This window comes from Burkholderia sp. AW33-5, from assembly GCF_053427615.1.
The window spans coordinates 143,612-161,978 of sequence record NZ_JBSAXA010000008.1 but is presented as its reverse complement, the minus strand read 5'-3'; the positions used below and the strand labels follow the sequence as shown (position 1 = coordinate 161,978).

At 67.2% G+C, this 18,367-nt stretch carries 13 protein-coding genes; 3 read left to right on the top strand and 10 right to left on the bottom strand.

The features are described from left to right. Positions 1-68 precede the first annotated feature (68 nt). From ACV22V_RS15875 to ACV22V_RS15850, 6 genes are all read right to left on the bottom strand, one after another. Positions 69-1,529 carry an amino acid racemase gene (locus ACV22V_RS15875; protein WP_448014572.1) on the bottom strand — a complete coding sequence of 487 codons (1,461 nt, stop codon included), beginning with the start codon at positions 1,527-1,529 and terminating at the stop codon, positions 69-71. Next, the gene (locus ACV22V_RS15870; RefSeq protein ID WP_448014570.1) at positions 1,526-2,800 is read right to left on the bottom strand and encodes a dicarboxylate/amino acid:cation symporter; all 1,275 of its coding nucleotides are present in this window, start codon (positions 2,798-2,800) and stop codon (positions 1,526-1,528) included. Before ACV22V_RS15870 ends, ACV22V_RS15875 begins: the two co-directional genes overlap by 4 nt. A gap of 181 nt (positions 2,801-2,981) precedes the next feature. Beyond that, positions 2,982-3,896 (bottom strand): LysR substrate-binding domain-containing protein, encoded by a 915-nt coding sequence (locus ACV22V_RS15865; RefSeq protein WP_448014569.1) that lies wholly within the window; start codon positions 3,894-3,896, stop codon positions 2,982-2,984. A gap of 203 nt (positions 3,897-4,099) precedes the next feature. Further along, on the bottom strand, positions 4,100-4,762 hold the full coding sequence (locus ACV22V_RS15860; RefSeq protein WP_448014567.1) for an OmpA family protein: 663 nt from the start codon (positions 4,760-4,762) through the stop codon (positions 4,100-4,102). A 125-nt stretch (positions 4,763-4,887) separates the two neighbouring features. Continuing rightward, complete coding sequence (locus ACV22V_RS15855; protein ID WP_448014566.1) at positions 4,888-8,754, bottom strand: YadA-like family protein; 3,867 nt, start codon at positions 8,752-8,754, stop codon at positions 4,888-4,890. Between the two features lie 412 nt (positions 8,755-9,166). Next, positions 9,167-9,295, bottom strand: a complete 129-nt coding sequence (locus tag ACV22V_RS15850) for a hypothetical protein (RefSeq protein ID WP_257129951.1) — start codon at positions 9,293-9,295, stop codon at positions 9,167-9,169. A 617-nt stretch (positions 9,296-9,912) separates the two neighbouring features. On the opposite strand from ACV22V_RS15850, the gene ACV22V_RS15845 reads away from it, so the two are divergent. Genes ACV22V_RS15845 through ACV22V_RS15835 form a run of 3 tightly spaced genes read left to right on the top strand, consistent with a single transcriptional unit; the run spans position 9,913 to position 13,395 of the window. Further along, on the top strand, positions 9,913-10,188 hold the full coding sequence (locus ACV22V_RS15845) for a hypothetical protein (protein ID WP_448014564.1): 276 nt from the start codon (positions 9,913-9,915) through the stop codon (positions 10,186-10,188). 47 nt (positions 10,189-10,235) lie between these two features. Continuing rightward, on the top strand, positions 10,236-11,069 hold the full coding sequence (locus tag ACV22V_RS15840) for a response regulator transcription factor (RefSeq protein WP_448014563.1): 834 nt from the start codon (positions 10,236-10,238) through the stop codon (positions 11,067-11,069). Next, on the top strand, positions 11,062-13,395 hold the full coding sequence (locus ACV22V_RS15835; protein WP_448014562.1) for a sensor histidine kinase: 2,334 nt from the start codon (positions 11,062-11,064) through the stop codon (positions 13,393-13,395). The genes ACV22V_RS15840 and ACV22V_RS15835 overlap by 8 nt, the downstream gene beginning before the upstream one ends. A 147-nt stretch (positions 13,396-13,542) precedes the next feature. Here ACV22V_RS15835 and yjfF read toward each other — a convergent pair whose 3' ends face one another. From yjfF to ACV22V_RS15815, 4 genes are all read right to left on the bottom strand, one after another. Then, the gene (gene yjfF, locus ACV22V_RS15830) at positions 13,543-14,655 is read right to left on the bottom strand and encodes a galactofuranose ABC transporter, permease protein YjfF (protein WP_448014560.1); all 1,113 of its coding nucleotides are present in this window, start codon (positions 14,653-14,655) and stop codon (positions 13,543-13,545) included. Beyond that, positions 14,652-15,692: an ABC transporter permease gene (locus tag ACV22V_RS15825; RefSeq protein ID WP_448014558.1), complete on the bottom strand. Its 1,041-nt coding sequence runs from the start codon at positions 15,690-15,692 to the stop codon at positions 14,652-14,654. Before ACV22V_RS15825 ends, yjfF begins: the two co-directional genes overlap by 4 nt. Further along, entirely contained in the window at positions 15,689-17,203 is a 1,515-nt protein-coding gene (locus ACV22V_RS15820; protein ID WP_059529185.1) for a sugar ABC transporter ATP-binding protein, read from the bottom strand. Before ACV22V_RS15820 ends, ACV22V_RS15825 begins: the two co-directional genes overlap by 4 nt. 68 nt (positions 17,204-17,271) lie before the next feature. Next, entirely contained in the window at positions 17,272-18,234 is a 963-nt protein-coding gene (locus ACV22V_RS15815) for an ABC transporter substrate-binding protein (protein ID WP_059529188.1), read from the bottom strand. Positions 18,235-18,367: the final 133 nt, after the last annotated feature.

The following is an 18,367-nucleotide window of genomic DNA, read 5'->3' as shown; positions in this document are numbered from 1 at the left end:
TCATACAGTTTTCCACGAGCAGGCGAGGCGGCACGATCCGTCGGCGTCGGCCACGGGCTCGATGCGCTTCAGCCGCCACCCGCCGTCGCATGGGCGACGCACGTGCGGGCGAGCACGTCGGTCGGGTCGACGAGCGTCGCCCGATGCCCGTTCCGCGCGACATATTCACCGCCCGGAAGCAGGATCGGCAATTCTGTGCAGCCGAGCACGATCACGCGCACGCCCTCGGCCATCAGCGCCTCGATCGCGGCGCCGATATCGTCCAGGCACTGCCCGGTCGTGAACCCGGCCTTGACGCCCTGCCTCCCGTAAATCGCTTCCATCACGCGCGCCTGCAACGCGGGCTTCGGCGCGACTTGCCGGAGTCCTTGCGACGCCAGCGCCCTCTCGTAGACACCGCTCTCGATCGTGCCGGTCGTCGCGAGCACGCCGACCTCCTTCAGCGCCGGATACGTGTCGCGCAGGTGAGCAACCGTGACCGTCAGCATGTTGACGATCGGAATGCCGAGGTACGGCTGAATCCGCTCGACGAATGCATGCGCGGTGTTGCACGGAATCGCGATGAGGTCGGCATCGCCGTCCTCGAGCTTCTTGCAGGTCGCATACAACGAGATCGTCGGGTCCGCGCCGGTGCCCACCAGGTTCTCGGTACGATCGGGAATCTGCGGATTCTGTTCGACCAGCAGCTTGACGTGCTCCTGATCGCGCGCCGCCGGCGTGTTGCGCACGATCTTGTCCAGGAAATCGACCGTCGCGGCCGGCCCGACGCCGCCGACCACGCCGATCTTGAACGTCGCCGCGCGCGCCCCCGGCTGCCCGGTCATCGCGTACTGCGCATACGCCAGGTTCGAATCCACGAGCGGCACGCGCTGCGGGCCGATTTCATCCGCGACCAGCGCGATCTCGGTCAGGCCGGGGACGATGACCTGCACGCCCTGATCGGCAAGGTCCGCGCACGCGCGGCGCAGCAGCTCGACCGGCCGGCCGCGAAGATTGCCGCGCTTGATGCCGTCGGCGCCGTAGATGGCCTCGGTCACGAGGTCGATCCCGTCGTGCATCCGCGGATGGACGATTTCGAACCGAGGCGACGGGAAATACGCATCGAAGAGTCGCTTGTCCCGCACGTAGTCGGACGCCAGCACGCCGATGCGCGTCGCGTCGGAATACTTGCGCCGCACGTGGCTGCGCACGGCCTCGACGATATCCACGATCGGCAGGCGCGTATTCGCCTTCAGCTCGTCGATGAACGTGTGGCTCAGAAAGCACGGCAGCACGACCGTCGTCACGCCGCGCTTCTCGAACGCGCGAATCATGTCGAACACGTACAGCTTGCGTTCGATCGTCGCCGCGCTGCCCAATCCCGAGCCCTTGAACGGATACTGCTCGAAAATCATTTCGGCGTGCTCCTCGTCGGACGACGCAGGCGTCGCCTTCACCATCTTGAAGAACACGTCGGCGCTCCCCAGCGGCCCGAGACCGCCGACGACGCCGAATTTCCGCCGTGCATTCACGATATCCGCGTGCATCATGCGTTCAGCTCCGGCTGCTCGAATACGGCGTCCTGCGATTTCGCGGACCGCCGGCTCTCCCACTTCGCGATCACCGCCGTCGCGACGCTGTTGCCGATCACGTTCGTCATCGTGCGGCCCATGTCGAGGATCTGGTCGATCGCGAGAACCATCGCGACGCCGGCCACCGGCAGATGGAACATCGGCGCGACCGCCGCGACCACGACCACCGAGCCGCGCGGCACGCTCGCCATCCCCTTGCTGCTCAACATCAGCACCAGCAACATGAACACCTGCTCCGACAGCGGCATGTGCACGCCGAACGCCTGCGCGATGAAGATGGCGGCAAACGCCTGATACATCATCGAGCCGTCGAGGTTGAACGCATAACCGAGCGGCAGCGTGAAGCCCACCACCTTCTTGTCGACGCCGAACCGTTCGAGCTGCTCGGTCAGGCGCGGATAGGCGGCCTCGCTGCTCGCCGTCGAGAACGCGATCAGCGCGGGTTCGCGCACGGCCTTCAGCAAGCTCACGACGCGCCGTCCGAGAAACGCGTAGCCGACGCCGATCAGGATCGCCCACAGGACGAGCAGGCCGAGATAGAACGCGCCGATCAGCTTCCCATACGTGTAGATCACATCGAGCCCGCGCAGCGTGACCGACGACGCGATCGCGCCGAACACGCCGAGCGGCGCCGCGCGCATCACGTAGTTCGTCAGGCGCAGCATCACCGGCACCATCCCGTCGATCGACCGGATCACGACGCCGACCCGCTTGTCGTGCTTCAGCGCACTCAGCGCGATGCCGAGGAAGACCGAGAACACCAGGATCTGCAGGATGTCGTTGCGCGCCATCGCGTCGAGCAGGCTGGTCGGGAACGCGTGCGTGATCACGTCCCGGGCGTTCAGTGCGGCGGTGTTCAGTCCGGTGCCGACCTCGCCCGCGCCCGCCGTGAGGTTCAGGCCGGCGCCAGGCTGCAGCGCATTGGCCATGACGAGGCCGAGGCTCAACGAAATCAGCGACGCGCAGACGAACCACCCGATCGAGCGCAGGCCGATGCGGCCGACGTCTTCGCCGCTGTCCATGCCGGCGAGGCCGGACACGAGCGTCACGAACACCAGCGGCGCGATGATCATCTTGATCAGGCGCAGGAAGATGTCGGTGACGATCGAGAAATAGCCGGCGATCGTCTTGAGCGTGGCCGGGTCCGCGATATTGGCGTGACATGCATAGCCGGCGACGACACCGAGGATCATGCCGACTGCGATGCTGAAGGTAAGGCGATTTTTCATGTCCATTCGTCCTTGGATGGCACCCGGCCGTGGGAATGCGGCGAGCGCTGCGAAGAAGGCCGGCGACGCGGATCACGCGTCACATGTGCCGTTGGAACGAATGGTAGGGACGGCCGGAAAAACCGTGATGCTGGTGCAACATGGCCGTATGCGAGCCCCGCATAAGGCGGGAAAACCCTGCTCAGCCGAGGCGGGAAGGCGCCGCGCGCAGGTGCTGCCAGAGCGTGTCGAGGAATTCGCTGCGATTGGAGACGTCGCGATACACGCGCAGTTCGATTTCCAGGTTCCACACCGCCGGGCCTGCCGGGACGAGGTCGCCGGCCGCCAGTTCGGCGGCGATTGCGCTGCGGGGCAGCCACGCGACGCCCTCGCCCTCCATCACGAGCTTCTTCAGTACCTCGGCCATGTCGGATTCGTAATGCAGCTGCAAGGCCGGCGCGTCCGGCGCACGGCCGAGCAGCAGCGCGAGACACCGGCCGAAATAGCTGGTTTCCGTATAGGAAATCAGCGGCAGCGGATTCTGCCTCGTGCCTGGAAGCCGGAACGCGGGCGCCGATCGCCGGTTCGGCCGGCACGCCGGCATCAACGTGTCGATGCCGACGGTCAGGTGCTCGTACTTCGCCGGATCGAGATGGAGCGGAAGCTCGGGATGGTGGTACGCGAACATCAGCTCGCAGTTGCCGTTGACGAGCATCAGGATCGAGTCGTGGACATTGGTCGGAATCACGCGCGCCCGCACTTCGCCGAAATGCGGGGCGAGCGCCTTGAGCCAGGCCGGCAGGAAACTCAGCGCGATCGTATGGCCCGCGGCGATCTGCAGGCTCTTGCCGCCGATCCGCTGCTCGGTGCGGATGATGGCGCGCGTGTCGTAAAGGCGGCTGAGCACGTCCTCGGCCGTTTCGCGAAACAGGCGCCCCGCCGGCGTCAGCACCGGCGGAAAGCTGCTGCGGTCGATCAGTTCGGCGCCGATCCATTGCTCGAGCGACTGGATGCGGCGGCTGAAGCCCGATTGCGTGACGTTGCGGAATTCAGCCGCGCGGGAAAAGCTTTGGTATTGCGCGAGCGCGAGGAAATCCTCGATCCATTTGATTTCCATGGTGGCCTTGGAGGGTCGCGGGTGGAGCGGTTTGCTCGCCACCGACGTGATGGCGAAGCGCGTGCCGACGGACGCCTCCATTGTATGTGCTCGATTCGGCGGCGGTTCCTGCCTCCTCGGCCCGTTTCCGCGACGAGCGCCGCTGCCGCGAGCGAGCCACCCGGTTTCGACGGCCACGCCCGCGGCAACCCGCGCGCCGCGCCTTACCGCTGCAACGAGATTTCCACCCGGCGATTGCGCGCCCGTCCCTCGGCCGTATCGTTCGAGGCGGCCGGATCGGCTTCGCCGTGCCCGGTCGCTTCAAACGAATCCGCCTTCAGCCCGCGCTCTCGCAAATACGCGGCGACCGCATCGGCGCGGCGCTTCGACAGCGCCTGGTTGTGCGCCTCCGGGCCGGTCGCATCGGTATAGCCGTCCACTTCGACACGCGAGAAATGCCTGTCGCCTTGCCGGTTCAGCAACGTGTCGAGCTCCGCGCGCGCGGCCGGCGAGAGCACCGCGGAGTCGGTCGCGAAGTACGCATCGCCGGTGAGGCTCACTTTCTCGACCGGAGCAGGTGCCGGCGCAACGGCCGCGGCAGCCGGTGCGGGCGCCGCGCCGCACTGGAACGCGATCGAGTGCGGATCGGCGCCGTCGCGGAACGGTGCCGTGGAATCGACCAGGCGCACGGGCTCGTTGCCGCACATGCGCGTTGCGACCTTCATGCAGGTCTTCGCGGTCGACAGGATGCCGTGGCAGTCGACCTGGAACGTCCGGATACCGTTTCGCGACTGCAGTTCGTAGGCGTTGTACGTCGGCCCCGACGCGCTCGAACAGGCTGCGAGGGACACGACGGACGCCAGCAAGGCAAGATGGATGTTTTTCACTTGAGGACTCCGAAAATGCGTTGGGCACGGCGCATGCGGCGCGATGGCGCGGCCGCATGCGCATGCGTTTGCGCTCGGCGCGGTCCGCTCCGGCAACGCGTGCCGGAACGAACCGCCGCGCGCGATCACTTCCACTGATACAGCATGCCCGCGCCGACGACGCGCTGGCTGCCGGCGAAACCGCCGTTCAGCGTCGCCTTCAGGTTCTCCGTAATGCGCGCCTGCACGCCGACCGCCATGGCCTTCTGGCCCTGGAACGACGCCGTGCCGACACCCATCGCGAAGTTCGAATCGCGGTCCATGTGCGGGATCGACGCCATCGCGGCGGTCGCCGCGATCCCCTCGCGCGCCATCGAATCGGTCTGCTGGATCTGCTGCTGCATCTGCGTGAGCTGGTTGTTGACCGTGTTCAGCGATTGCGTGAACTGGTTCGATACCGCATTCAGCTGGTTCACGTTCACCGCGTCGGTGCCCTGCGTGCCCGCCGCGACGTTGACGACTTGCCGCGCCGAATCCGCCGAGCCGACCGCGACGACGTTCGAGCGGCCGCCGTCGTTGCTGCCCGCGCCGACCGCCGCCGAATTGCTGCCCGACGAAGTCGCCCCGACGCCGAGCGCGGTCGAGCCGCTGCCGGACGCCGTCGACCCGTTGCCGACGGCCGTGCTGTTCGAACCGGAAGCCACCGCGCCCGAGCCGCCGGCCGACGAGTTCGAGCCTGACGGCCCCGGCGGCACGTTGCCGCCGGACGGGTTCGACGTGTAGGAACCGCCGAGGTTGGTCGTGCGCTTGTCGATGAGCGTCGTCAGCTGGTTCGCGACCGAGTCGAGCTGCGACACGTTCACCGCGTCCGTGCCGTTCTTGCCGGCGGCGAGCCCGGTGATCTGCCGGTTGCCGACGTTCACTTCGCCGGCCGACGACTGCGGGCTGCTCAGGCCGTACGCGACGTAGTTCGTCAGCGCGCCGACCGTGGTCAGCGAACCGGCGCCCAGCGCAACGCTGTTCGCGAACGTCGCCGACGCGCCGGCGCCGAGCGCGAGGGCGTCGGTCGCGTTGCTGCGCGCACCGGAACCGAGCGCGACGCTGCCCACGCTGACCGCCGCCGCATTCGCGCCCTGCGCGACGGACTGCGCGCCGGTCGCCGTCGCGCCGCTGCCGAGTGCGATCGCGTCGGCCTGCGCGGAACTCGCCGCCTGCCCGATCGCGATCCCGCCCGGCGCGGTCGCATCGACGATCGCGCCGTTGCCGATGCCGACGCCGTTGTCGCCGTTGACGACCGTCGTCGGCCCCACCGCGACCGATTCCGCGCCGACGGCCAGCGAATCCGCCGCTGTCGAATTCGCGTGGAAGTATTTCTGGCCCGTGACCGCGAACGACTGCAATGCGCCGGCAAGCTGCCGCACCGTGACCGCGTCTTGCTGGCCCGTGCCGTCCGCGACGTTGGTGATCTGGCGATACGTCCTGCTGGTCGCGTCGCCGACCGACACCGCGCCGAGCAGCGTCTGGTCCGTCGTGTTGAACGGGATCGACGCGGTGCCGTTGCGGATGGTCCCGGACGCCGGCACCGTCGCGCGGTCGGCCACCGAACCCGAGCCGAGCGCGATGCTGCCGTCGACCCGCGAAATGGCGTTCGGCCCGATCGCCACGCTGTCGACGCCGAGTGCCTGGCTGTCCGGCGCGGTCGAGTTCGCGTGGAAGTACTTGATGCCGTGCGCGTTGATGTTGTCGACCGCGGAACCGACGTTGTTGTTGATCGTCGTCGAGCCGTCGCTGTTGTACGTCACGTACGACGGCGCCGAGATCGTGCCGGTCGTCGGATCGTAGGTGGCCCCGCCGCCGATCGCGCCGGCCGTGCTGTTGCCGAGGTTGGTGTTGTTGTTCACGATGGAGCTCAAGCCCGTCGACAGTGACCCGATGCTCGTCGACGTGGCGGTCGACAGCGACGTCAGGTTGCTGTTCGTGCTCGACAGGCCGGTCGACAGCGAGCCGATGGTGGTCGATGTCGAGGTCGACAGCGACGTGATCGCGCTGTTCGTCGAGCTCAGGCCCGTCGACAGTGATCCGATGCTCGTGGACGTGGCAGTCGACAGCGAGGTCAGATTGCTGTTCGTCGAACTCAAGCCGGTGGACAGAGAACCGACGATGGTCGAGGTCGACGTCGACAGCGACGTGATCGTACTGTTGGTCGAACTCAGGCCGGTCGACAGCGAGCTGATTCCCGTCGACGTGGAGGTCGACAGGGACGTGATGCTCGACAGCGTCGACGTCGACAGCGACGTCACCGCCTGGTTCGTCGCATCGAGCTGCGACCCGTTGATCGCGTCCGTGCTCGACGAACTGATGCGCCCGGCCGCGACGTTGGTGATCTGGCGCTCGCTGCCCGCCGCGCCGACGCTGACGACGCTGGTCGGATTGACGCCGTTGAAGCTGTACGTGACACCCCCGATCGTCGCGGACGCCGTCGGATTCGGCGCGGCCGTCACCGAGCCGGAACCGAGCGCGACATCGTTGGCGTTGTTCGCCACGGCCGACGCGCCGAACGCCACTGCGCCCGCCGCTGCCGCCGTCGACGTATTGCCGAGCGCGAGGGAGCCGACGCCCTGCGCGTTGTTCGAATTGCCGATCGCCACCGCGCCGTTGCCGTTCGCGGTGTTGTTCGAGCCCATCGTCACCGCGCCGGTGCCGATCGCGGTGCTCGGATCGCCGATGGCGACCGCGCCGTTGCCGCTCACGGTCTGACCTTCGCCGAGCGCGACGGCGCCGGTGCCGCTCAGGACCTGCGAGTTGTTCCCGCCGGCGATCGAGCCCGCGCCCGCCGCCGCCGCGACCGAGTTGCTGGCGCCGATTGCGACCGTGGCACCCGCCGCCGCCACGCTGTTGATGCCGATCGCCGTCGCATTCACGGCAGACGCCGTCGCGCCGGCGCCCAGCGCGGTGCCCGATATGCCCGTCGCGAGCGCGAGATTGCCGAGCGCGACGCCGAACTGCTGCGTCGCGGTCGACTGCACGCCCATCGCGATCGAGCTGAGGCCCGATGCATTCGCGTTCAGGCCGAACGCCAGCGCATTGTCGGCGCCCGCCGAGGTATTCGAGCCCATCGCGATCGAACTGGTGCCGAGCGATTGCGCGCCCGACCCCGGCACGCCTGCCGTGCCGCCCCAGCCGATGGCGATCGACGACGTGCCCTTCGCGCCGCTGTTCACGCCCATGGCCACGGCCGAATTGCCGGAAGCGAGCGAGCCGCTGCCCACAGCTACGCCGGCCGCGCCCGAACTCGTCGACTGATTGCCGAGCGAGACGGAGCCCGTATTCGTGGCGTTTGACGAAAAACCGAGCGCGACGGCTTGCGCCCCCGACGCGACCGATCCGAGACCGAGCGCGGCCGCGTATTGACCGGAGGCCGTCGCATTGTTCCCGAGCCCGATCGCGGACACGCCGATCGCCGACGCACCGCTGCCGATCGCCACCGAGCCGCTTTGGGTCGAGCTCGACAGGTTGCCGATCGCGACCGAATAGTTGCCGGAGCCGATCGCCTGCACGCCCATCGCCACGCTGTTGACGCCGGTCGCCTGAGAATTGATGCCGACGGATGTCGAACCGTCGGCAATGGCGTGCGCGCCCGGGCCGATCGCCGTGGCTGAAACGCCCGTCGCCGTGGACAGGTTGCCGAACGCGGTGGAATTCACCTGCGTGGCGACCGAACCGTTACCGACGGCGATCGAACTCGCGCCGCCGGTCGCGGAGCCGCCCCCCGCCGAATACTGCGCGTGGGCGCCCGCCTGGAACAAGCCGAGATACGCGGCCGCGACCATCATCGCGATTCGCCGCGGCGACAGCCCCGCCAGCGCTGTCGTGCCAGCGCCAGCGTCCGGTGCCGCATGCGCATCCGCACGTCTCGACGACACCACGCGCTTGCCGCGCGCGCGATCGAGCTCGGACGCCGCGACCCACGCCCCCAGTGCTTCGTTCCAGATCGACTTGAACGACTTGTTCATCTCGTTTTCCCTCGGTTTTCGTGTGCTGAATCACGCGACAGCGAACGCGACGGCAATCGAAGCGCGCATCCATGCACGCGCCCATCGCCTCGCACCGCTCCATTGCTTCACTTCGTACAACTAACTTGATTGCAAACGGCCCCGCACGACACTAGCGACCGCTGTCGCGATCGCACGACCGCACACCGCTCGTGCCAATCGGACACGCGGCGCGGCGACGATCGCGGGTTATCGACTCACGGACACCGACATCGCTGGGCCAGGCGACGGCGCGACGCGCCCCGCGCCCGCGAAACGAACGCGTGCGGACACCGTCGCGCCGGACCCGCGGCGACGTCGAATCTCATGAGGAGGCGTCGTTCAGACGCCGGATGGAAGCAGCCGGCCTGACCTGCAGACCGGCCGCCCTGGTTCATTCGGGAGGCGGATGCCGCCGTGCGGCCCCGTGGGTTGACGCATGCGCCGCAGGATCGCGAACGCTGACAGCCGACACCGGTTCGAGCGAACCGGTGCGTTGATCTGCCATGCCTTTGATGTTCATGTCTTCTCGTGCCCGTCTGATCGACAGCGGTATCGCGCGACCGCCGTTCGAAGGATCGAACTGCCCGGCGATCGACGCGTACCCGCTCACCCCTTTTTACATCCAGGCCACCGCCGGACATTCCGGATTTCCGGAAATACCGCCGACTGACCGGATGACCCCTTCATTCCATTTATCGACTGACTTTCTTTGACGATTTCTTGCTGCCTGATGTGTCAAACTCGCATCGACTTCTGCATTCACCGATGCACCTTGTTACATCGGCACATTCGAAGAATGATGAAGTTTTTATTACCCTCGTGCCGGTTTCCGTCACACCGCTGCAATCCCGGAATATGAGATTGACAGCATGTAATGTCACATTGAATATTGCGCCCCGAAAAAGGCGGCGACGGCAAAACGTTTGCGGTGAATTCGCTGGTCATCCAGAACCGATTCCATCCGCCTCCAGCCTAGTGTGCCGGGGTTCGTCAGACCAAACCTTTTCCCGGGCGGAAAAATGCTTTTCCAGAGCGGACGATATTTACATTCATACAAGCCCGCCGGGCTGAAAATTTAAATACGAAAGCAATTTCAACCCGCCACCGATAAGATTTCCATTACGAGGCAATGAATTGATGAAATCGACCAGCACCGAATTCGGGCATGGCAACGACATAAAACGTTCAAAATCATTATTCGGGCCACGCCATTTTTATAAGGAATCGCGCGGAAATAAAAACCGATATTCGATCGGCAATCCGGAAAGTTTTTCCGCTCCCTTTTTCGCCGAACCGTTCGGAGCGGCCATGCGCCCGCTCAGCCGTGTCAGACATGCCCCCACGGACCGCACGGAATCCTCACCGACGACTTTGTTGTCGGCATATAATTTTTCGCAACAATCGTGCATATAGATGCATCGATTCCGACCCCGGCCTACCCTCCCTTCGCGTTCGCAACCATGTCATCCCGCTCGTCCAGTCCGGCGTCGCCCCGCGTCACGCCGGATCTCGTTGGCGCACACATTCTCGTCGTAGATGACCGACCGAACGACCTGCGGCTCCTGACGGAGATCCTGCGTTCCGCGCGCTGCCGGATCAGCGTCGCGTTCGATGGTCTGCAGGCCTATCACCGTGCGCAGGCGATCGCGCCCGACCTGATCCTGATGGACGTGCGGATGCCGCGCATGGACGGCTTCGCCGCGTGCCGGCTGCTGGCCTCGACGCCGTCGACGCAGAACATTCCCGTCATCATCCTGACTGCCGCGAGCGATCTCCAGGATCGCATCGCGGGGCTCGAAACCGGTGCGCTCGACTACATCGTGAAGCCGTTCGAACCGGTCGAGGTCATTGCACGGATCCGCAATCATCTGAAACGGGCGCGACGCAGCCAGCCGTTCGCGCACCTGCCCAAGCTGCCCGACCACCCCGACGCCGCGCTGGTGCGCGCGGCAAGCGACATCCTGCTGCGCGAGCTGCGCAACCCGCCCGGGCTCGACGAACTCGCGAGACAGGTCGGCACACACGAAAAACGGCTGTCGCGCGTGTTCCGCGATCATCTCGGCCAGACCGTATTCGAATACCTGCGCGACACGCGGCTGCGCGCCGCGAAGCACTTTCTCGCCGAGACGTCGATGGGCATCGGCGACATCGCCGAGGAGATCGGCTTCTCGACGCCGGGCAATTTCGCGACGGCGTTTCGCGAACGGTTCGGCATCACGCCGTCGGACTGGCGGCGTCAGCGGCCGACGATCGATGTTCCGCCGCCGTCGCATGACTGCCCGCGCGATGCATAGGCGTCGAACCTCGGGCTGGCACGCGATCGTGCTGCTGCTGACGGCACTGGTGCTCGCCTGCGCGACACACCGGGCCGCCGCGACGGAAAACCCCTCACAGCTGGACGCGGTCTCGTTGCTCGAGGATCCGGGCACGCAGTTGTCCGTCGACCAGGCCGCCGCACGGCTCGCCGAGTCTCAACGTCGTGCTGCCGCGGCGGCGCGACCGTCGTTCAACATCGAATTCTCACGCTCCGCGTGGTGGGTCGGCGCGACGCTGGTCAACCGCGACCGCGTCGAACAGCCGCTGGTGCTGGCGATCCGCGACGCGCGCGTCGACCGCGCCGATTTCTACGTCGGGCATGGCGGCACGTGGACGCTCGCCGGCCGCTTCCCGGCCGACGAAAACGGCATGAGCCGGCCGGCGTCCCGGTATCCGGTGCTCGATGCGACGCTGCGCCCGGGCGAACGGTTGCCCGTCCTGATCCGCATCACGTCGCGCAAGGAACTGCGGCTCGCGCCGAGCGCCTTCACGCGCGACGCATGGCAGGCCCACGAGCTGCACGCGACCATGTGGAACTTCGGCTTTCTCGGCGGGCTGCTCGCGCTCGTGTGGTGTGCGCTGCTGATCGGCTTCTTCTCGCGCAGCGGCATGTTCGTCGTGCTGGCCATGCTCGCGTTGAACACGACGCTGTTCGAGGCAACCTACCGCGGCTACACCGCGCTGTATCTGTGGCCCGCCGCGCGCGAATGGTCGGCGCGCGGCGAGGTGATCTTCGTCTACCTGTCGGTCGTGTGCTTCATCGCGTTCATCCTGACCGTCGCCCATCGCGAGAAGGCACGCATCCCGTTCCGCGCGATCTACGCGGGGTTCATCGCGCTCGAGTGCGCGGGCATCGCCGGGGCCGCATGCGGCGACCTCCTCACGTTTACGTGGTTCTGCCTGCGGCTGAACACCGTGCTGGCGATCGTGAACCTCACCCTCGCGCTGACGCTCGCGATTCGCCGGACGCCGACCGGCCGCGTGATGCTGATCGCGATCGCGTTCGCGAGCTTCAACATGGTGATCCGCATTCTCGACGGCAAGGACGCAATCCCGGCGTGGCTGTTCTGGCTCAAGTCCGACATCTACCCGAACCCCGTCATCGCGATCATCGGTCTCGCCACGCACCTGCTCGTGCTGGCCGCGTGGATCAACCACGTGGGCCGTCAGCGCACCGAAGCACGCAAGCGCCTCGAGCATTGGCAGCTCACCGAACAGGATCGTCTGCGCGACGAAGTCGCGAAGCGCACGGTCGCGCTCAACGACGCGCTGCAACAGGTTCGCATGCACATGCAGCAGAAGATCGAGACGCTCGGCTACGTGAGCCACGACCTGCGCGCGCCGCTGTCGACGATCAACGGCTACGCGAAGCTGCTGCTGCAAGGCGCGACGCGCAGCCAGGCGCGGCTGATCCGCTCGATCGACCGCAGCATCCGCTACCAGCTCACGCTGATCGACGAATTGCTGCAATACACGAAGGCGGAGTTGCAGCCGCTCGGCATTTCGCCGCACGCGACCGACCTGCCCGGCCTGCTGAACGACATTGGCGACTATGCGGTCGCGCTGTGTTCCCAGCAGGACAACCGGTTCGTCTACCGGCCGCTGACGCCGTTGCCGCGCAAGCTGTCGATCGACGGCATTCGGCTGCAGCAAGTGCTGCTCAACCTGCTGTCGAACGCGTCGAAGTTCACGCGCGACGGCACGGTCACGCTGTCGGTCGGCGCGTATCCGGAAGGCGATGCATGGCGGATCGTGTTCGAAGTCGCCGACACCGGAATCGGCATCGACATCGACAAGACCACCGACATCTTCCGTGCATACCAGCAGGTGCAGGCGGTGAACGGCGGCACCGGGCTCGGCCTGTTCATCGCGCAGCGGATCGTCGGCGCGATGCACGGCGAGCTGGCCGTATCGAGCCAGCCGGGCGTCGGCACGTCGTTCACGTTCCAGATCGTGGCGCCCGCGATCGGCCGCGCGATGATCCCGGCGTCGGCGCTCGTACGCGCCGCCGAACCCGCCGATCCAACCGGGCCCGTGCCGGACGCACACGCGATGCGCTGTCCGCCTGCCGACGCGCTCGACGAGCTGGCCGTGCTCGCGAGCGAAGGCCGCCTCACCGATATCGAGGAATGGCTCGGGCACCACGCGCATGCACCACGGCATGCCGCGTTCATGCAGGCGATGCGCGAGCGCCTGGACGCGCTGGATCTGCCGGCGATCGAACGACTCGCCGAGTCGCTGAAGCACACGGGCATCGCGGATGCGTCGTTCGACGTGGAACCCGACATGGCCGGGCCGGCGTGACTGCAACGCACGCGTCGCGGTCGCGCAATGCGCATTCGCGGATCGGTCGAACGCGACTGGCTGCCGCGCCCACGCGCGGCTGACGGCCGGCAACGGCGACGCAGCAAGCGATGCCGGCCCGCGCAGCCCTCCAAAGGCGCGCCGGCATCACGCCGAACGTTGCATACGCAACAACCTGCGCATCGTCGAACCGAGCGCCGCATCGTCGCGCGGCGCGGCGGCGGGCGTCACCTGCGCGGCATCGAGCTTCCGCCGTTTCGGATCGAGCCCGGTCCCACCGCTACGCCGCCGCGCCGCGTGCCGCTCGATGACCCGCTGCAGCAGACAGAACACGCACAGCAGCGCGCCGATCACGATCCGCGTCCACCACGAACTCAGCGTGCCGTCGAACGTGATCAGCACCTGGATCGTGCCGAGAATACCGACGCCGAACACCGACCCGATCACGTACCCCACCCCGCCCGTGAGCAGCGTGCCGCCGATCACGGTCGCGGCGATCGCGTCGAGCTCCATCCCCTGCGCCTGCAGCCCGTAGCCGGACAGCACGTACAACGTGAACACCACGCCGCCGAGCGCCGAACAGAAGCCGCTCAGCGCATACACGCCGACCTTCGTGCGCGCGACCGGCAACCCCATCAGCAACGCCGATCGCTCGTTGCCGCCCACCGCATACACGTTGCGGCCGAAGCGCGTGAAATGCGCGACGTAGATCGCGGCGGCCAGCGTCGCGAGCGCGATCAGCGCGCCCGCGCTCAGCGTCCCGCCGCCGACCGGCACGCTGATGCCCGCGAGCGCATGGAAGGTCGGCTCGTTGATCGTGATCGACTGCGTCGTGATCAGGAAGCATGCGCCGCGCGCGAGAAACATCCCGGCGAGCGTGACGATGAACGGCTGCAACCGGAAGTAATGAATCAACGCGCCCATCGCCGCGCCGTACAGCGCGCCGAACACGAGCACGAGCGGGACGATCACCCAGACGGGCCAGTGCAATCGTTCGGCGCCGACCGCGCAAAAGATCGTTGTCAATGCAACGACAGAGCCGACCGACAGGTCGATGCCGCCCGACACGATCACGAACGTCATCCCGATCGCGACGATCAGCAGGAATGCGTTGTCGACGAGCAGCCCGGTCAGCACCTGCATCGAGAAGAAGCCCGTGTACATCACGGATCCGAAGCTGAACAATGCGACGAACAGCACGATCGTCACGACGATCGGCAGCGTGCGCGGGTCGGTAAACCGTGCGAGGAATCGGTTCATCGCGGCGTGGCTCCGGTGGTGGTGCGCGAACGGGTGGAAGACAGCAGCCGCGACGCATGCTGGATCACCCGCGCGCGCGCCGCGTCCGACTGGATCAACGTCACGACGATCACGACGAGCGCCTTCACGACGAGCGTCGCCTCCGGCGGCACGCCGATCGAATACGTCGTATAGGTGAGCGTCTGGATGATCAGCGCGCCAAGCACGGAGCCCGCGAGGCTGAAGCGGCCGCCGAGCAGCGACGTGCCGCCGAGCGTCACCGCGAGGATCGCGTCGAGTTCGAGCAGCAGCCCCGCGTTGTTGCCGTCGGCACTGCGCACGTTCGAACTGGCGAGGATGCCGGCGAGCGCCGACATCACGCCCGAGAACAGATAGACACCGAACACGACCGCCCCCGCGCGCAGCCCGACGAGCCGCGTCGCGACCGGATTCACGCCGATCGCGCGGATGAACAGGCCGAGCGCCGTGCGGTTCACCAGCAGCGCGGTCGCCGCGATCGTCGCGATCGCGATCCAGACCGAGCACGGCACGGCCGCGAGATACCCGCCGCCGAGCTCGAGGTAGCCCGGCGCGCCGATCGGGATGATCTGTCCGCCGGTCAGCAACTGCGCGATGCCGCGTCCGGCGACCATCAGGATCAGCGTCGCGATGATCGGCTGCATCCCGACGAACGCGACGAGCACGCCGTTCCATGCGCCCGCGAGCAACCCGACGCCGAGCGCGGCGGCCAGCGCCGTGCCGACCCGCGTCGGATCGCCGTCGAGCACGATCGCCGCGGCCGCGCCGGCGATCGCGACGATCGCGCCGACCGAGATGTCGATCCCGCGCGTCGCGATCACGAGCGTCATGCCGAGCGACACGATCACGAGCGGTGCCGCGCGATTCAGGATGTCGATCGGCGCGCCGAACAAGTGGCCGTCGAGCACCACGATCGACAGGAAGCCCGGCCGATACGCGACGTCGAGCGCGAACAGCAGCGCGAGCGTCAGCACCGGCCACACGAGCGGATGGCGAAGCAACGTGCGTAACCGGATCATGACCGGCCTCCCGCGATCAATTGATACACGTGTTCCTCCGACGCCTCGGCACCGGTCAGCTCGGCGACCTTGCGGCGATCGCGCAGCACCGCGATCCGGTGGCTCACGCGCACCACTTCGCTGATCTCCGACGAGATGAACAGGATCGCGAGCCCCTGCGCGCACAGCGCGAGCACGCGCTCCATGATGTCGAATTTCGCGGCGACGTCGATGCCGCGCGTCGGCTCGTCGAGGATCAGCAGCTTCGGCTCCGTCGCGAGCCAGCGCGCGAGCAGCACCTTCTGCTGGTTGCCGCCGGACAGCAGCCCGATCGGTTGCTCCGCGTCGCGCGCCTTGATGCCGAGCCGCGCGATGTACGTCTCCGCGAGTTCGCGCTGGCGCGCGCGGCTGATCAGCCGCCACCAGCCGCGCCGCGCCTGCAGCGCGAGGACGATGTTCTCGCGGATCGACAACGCCGCGACGATCCCCTCCTTCTTGCGATCCTCCGGGCAATACGCGATCCCGTTGCGAACGGCATCGTGCGGCGACGCGAGCCGCTTGCGCGTGCCGTCGATCTCGATCGCGCCGGTGTCGGTGCGCTCGGCCGCGAACGCGAGCCGCGCGGTTTCCGTGCGCCCCGAGCCGAGCAGCCCGGCCAGCCCGACGATTTCGCCGGGCCGCACGTCGAGATCGAGCGGGCTCATCATCCCGCGCCGGCCGGCCTGCTGCATCGACAGGAACGGCGCGGCCGCGTCGGCGTCGCGCTGCACGGCCGCCGCGCCCGCTTGCAGCGTGCCGGACATCGGTTCGCGGCCGGTCATCTTCGCGACGAGCATGTCGACCGGCAGGTCGCGCGCGAGATACTCGCCCTCGCGCTCGCCGTTGCGCATCACGGTGATCCGGTCGGACACCGCATAGGTCTGTTCGAGAAAGTGCGTGACGAACAGGATCGCCATCCCCGACGCCTTCAGTCGGCGCAGCACGTCGAAGAGCCGCGCGACCTCGCCGTCGTCGAGGCTCGACGTCGGTTCGTCGAGAATCAGCACGCGCGCATCGACCGACACGGCCCGCGCGATCGCGACCATCTGCTGCACCGCGATCGGATACGCGTCGAGCGAACGCGTGACGTCGAGTGACAGGTCGAGCTCGGCGAGCGCATCGCGCGCCCGCGCATGGATCGTCTTCCAGTCGATCGCGCCGCGCCGCATCGGCTGCCGGCCCGCGAAGATGTTTTCGGCGACCGACAGGTTCGCGCACAGGTTCACTTCCTGGTACAGCGTCTGGATCCCGGCCGCCTCGGCCTCGCGCGGCGCGGCGAACCGCACCGGCGCGTCGCCGACGCGAATCTCGCCCGCGTCGTGCGCATGCACGCCGGTCAGCACGTTGATCAGCGTCGACTTGCCCGCGCCGTTCTGGCCCATCAGTGCATGAATTTCGCCCGGAAACAACCGGAAGTTCACGCGCTGCAGCGCGTTCACGCCCGGAAACGCCTTGTCGATGCCGATCATCTCGACCACCGGCGGATTCGTCATGGATCGCCCTCGATTCGAGGCGGACGACGGACGGCGGCAGCCGCGCCGCCGCCCGCGTCCGCCGGGACTCAGTACTTGCGGGTCGGCAGCACCTGCGCCGCGACGCTCATCGGGAACACCGTCTCGTTCGTGACGATGCGCTTCGGCAACTGCTTGCCGGCGACCACGTCCTTCACCGCGGTCATCAGCTGCGGGCCGAGCAGCGGGCTGCATTCGACGTCGACGTTGATCTTGCCGGCCACCATCGCCTGGAAGCCGCCCTTGGTCGCGTCGAACGACACGACGCTCACGTCCTTGCCGGGCTTGATGCCGGCCTCTTCCATCGCCTGGATCGCGCCGAGCGCCATGTCGTCGTTGTGCGCGTAGACGACGTTGATCTGCTTGCCGTACGTCTTCGCGAACGCTTCCATCACCTGCTTGCCGCCGGCGAGCGTGAAGTCGCCGCTTTGCGACGCGATCACCTTGAACTTCGGATTGTTCTTGATCACTTCGAGCAGGCCCGCGCGGCGGTCGTTGGCCGGTGCGGAGCCGACCGTGCCCTGCAGCTCGACGATGTTGATCGGGCCCGCATCGTTCTTGAAGCGCTCTTCCATCCAGTGGCCGGCGCGCCGCCCTTCCTCGAGGAAGTCGGAACCGATCATCGTCACGTACAGCGACGGATCCTTCACGTCGACGCCGCGATCGGTCAGGATCACCGGAATATGGGCCGCCTTCGCTTCGGTCAGCACCGGCTCCCAGCCCGACTCGACGACCGGCGAGAACGCGATCACGTCGACCTTCTGCGCGATGAACGAACGGATCGCGCGGATCTGGTTCTCCTGCTTCTGCTGCGCGTCCGAGAATTTCAGGTTGATGCCGGCATCTTTCGCCGCGCTCTTCACCGACACGGTGTTCGCGGTACGCCACGCGCTTTCCGCGCCGACCTGCGAGAACCCGAGCGTGATCGGCTTTTGCTGCGCGTGCGCGCCCGACGCGAATACCGTCGCCGCGGCGACGAGCGCACCGGCCGTCAGCTTCCTGATGAATGTCATGGTCCGTCTCCGATGATGTCGTTGTATGTCGCGGCCCGGCCTGGCGCGGTGCCGTGCTGTTGTGGTTCTGCGTGGCGCGGACGCGGTTCGGGCGGTGCCGGCCGGCGCGTGCGGTCGGCCCGGTATGTACGCC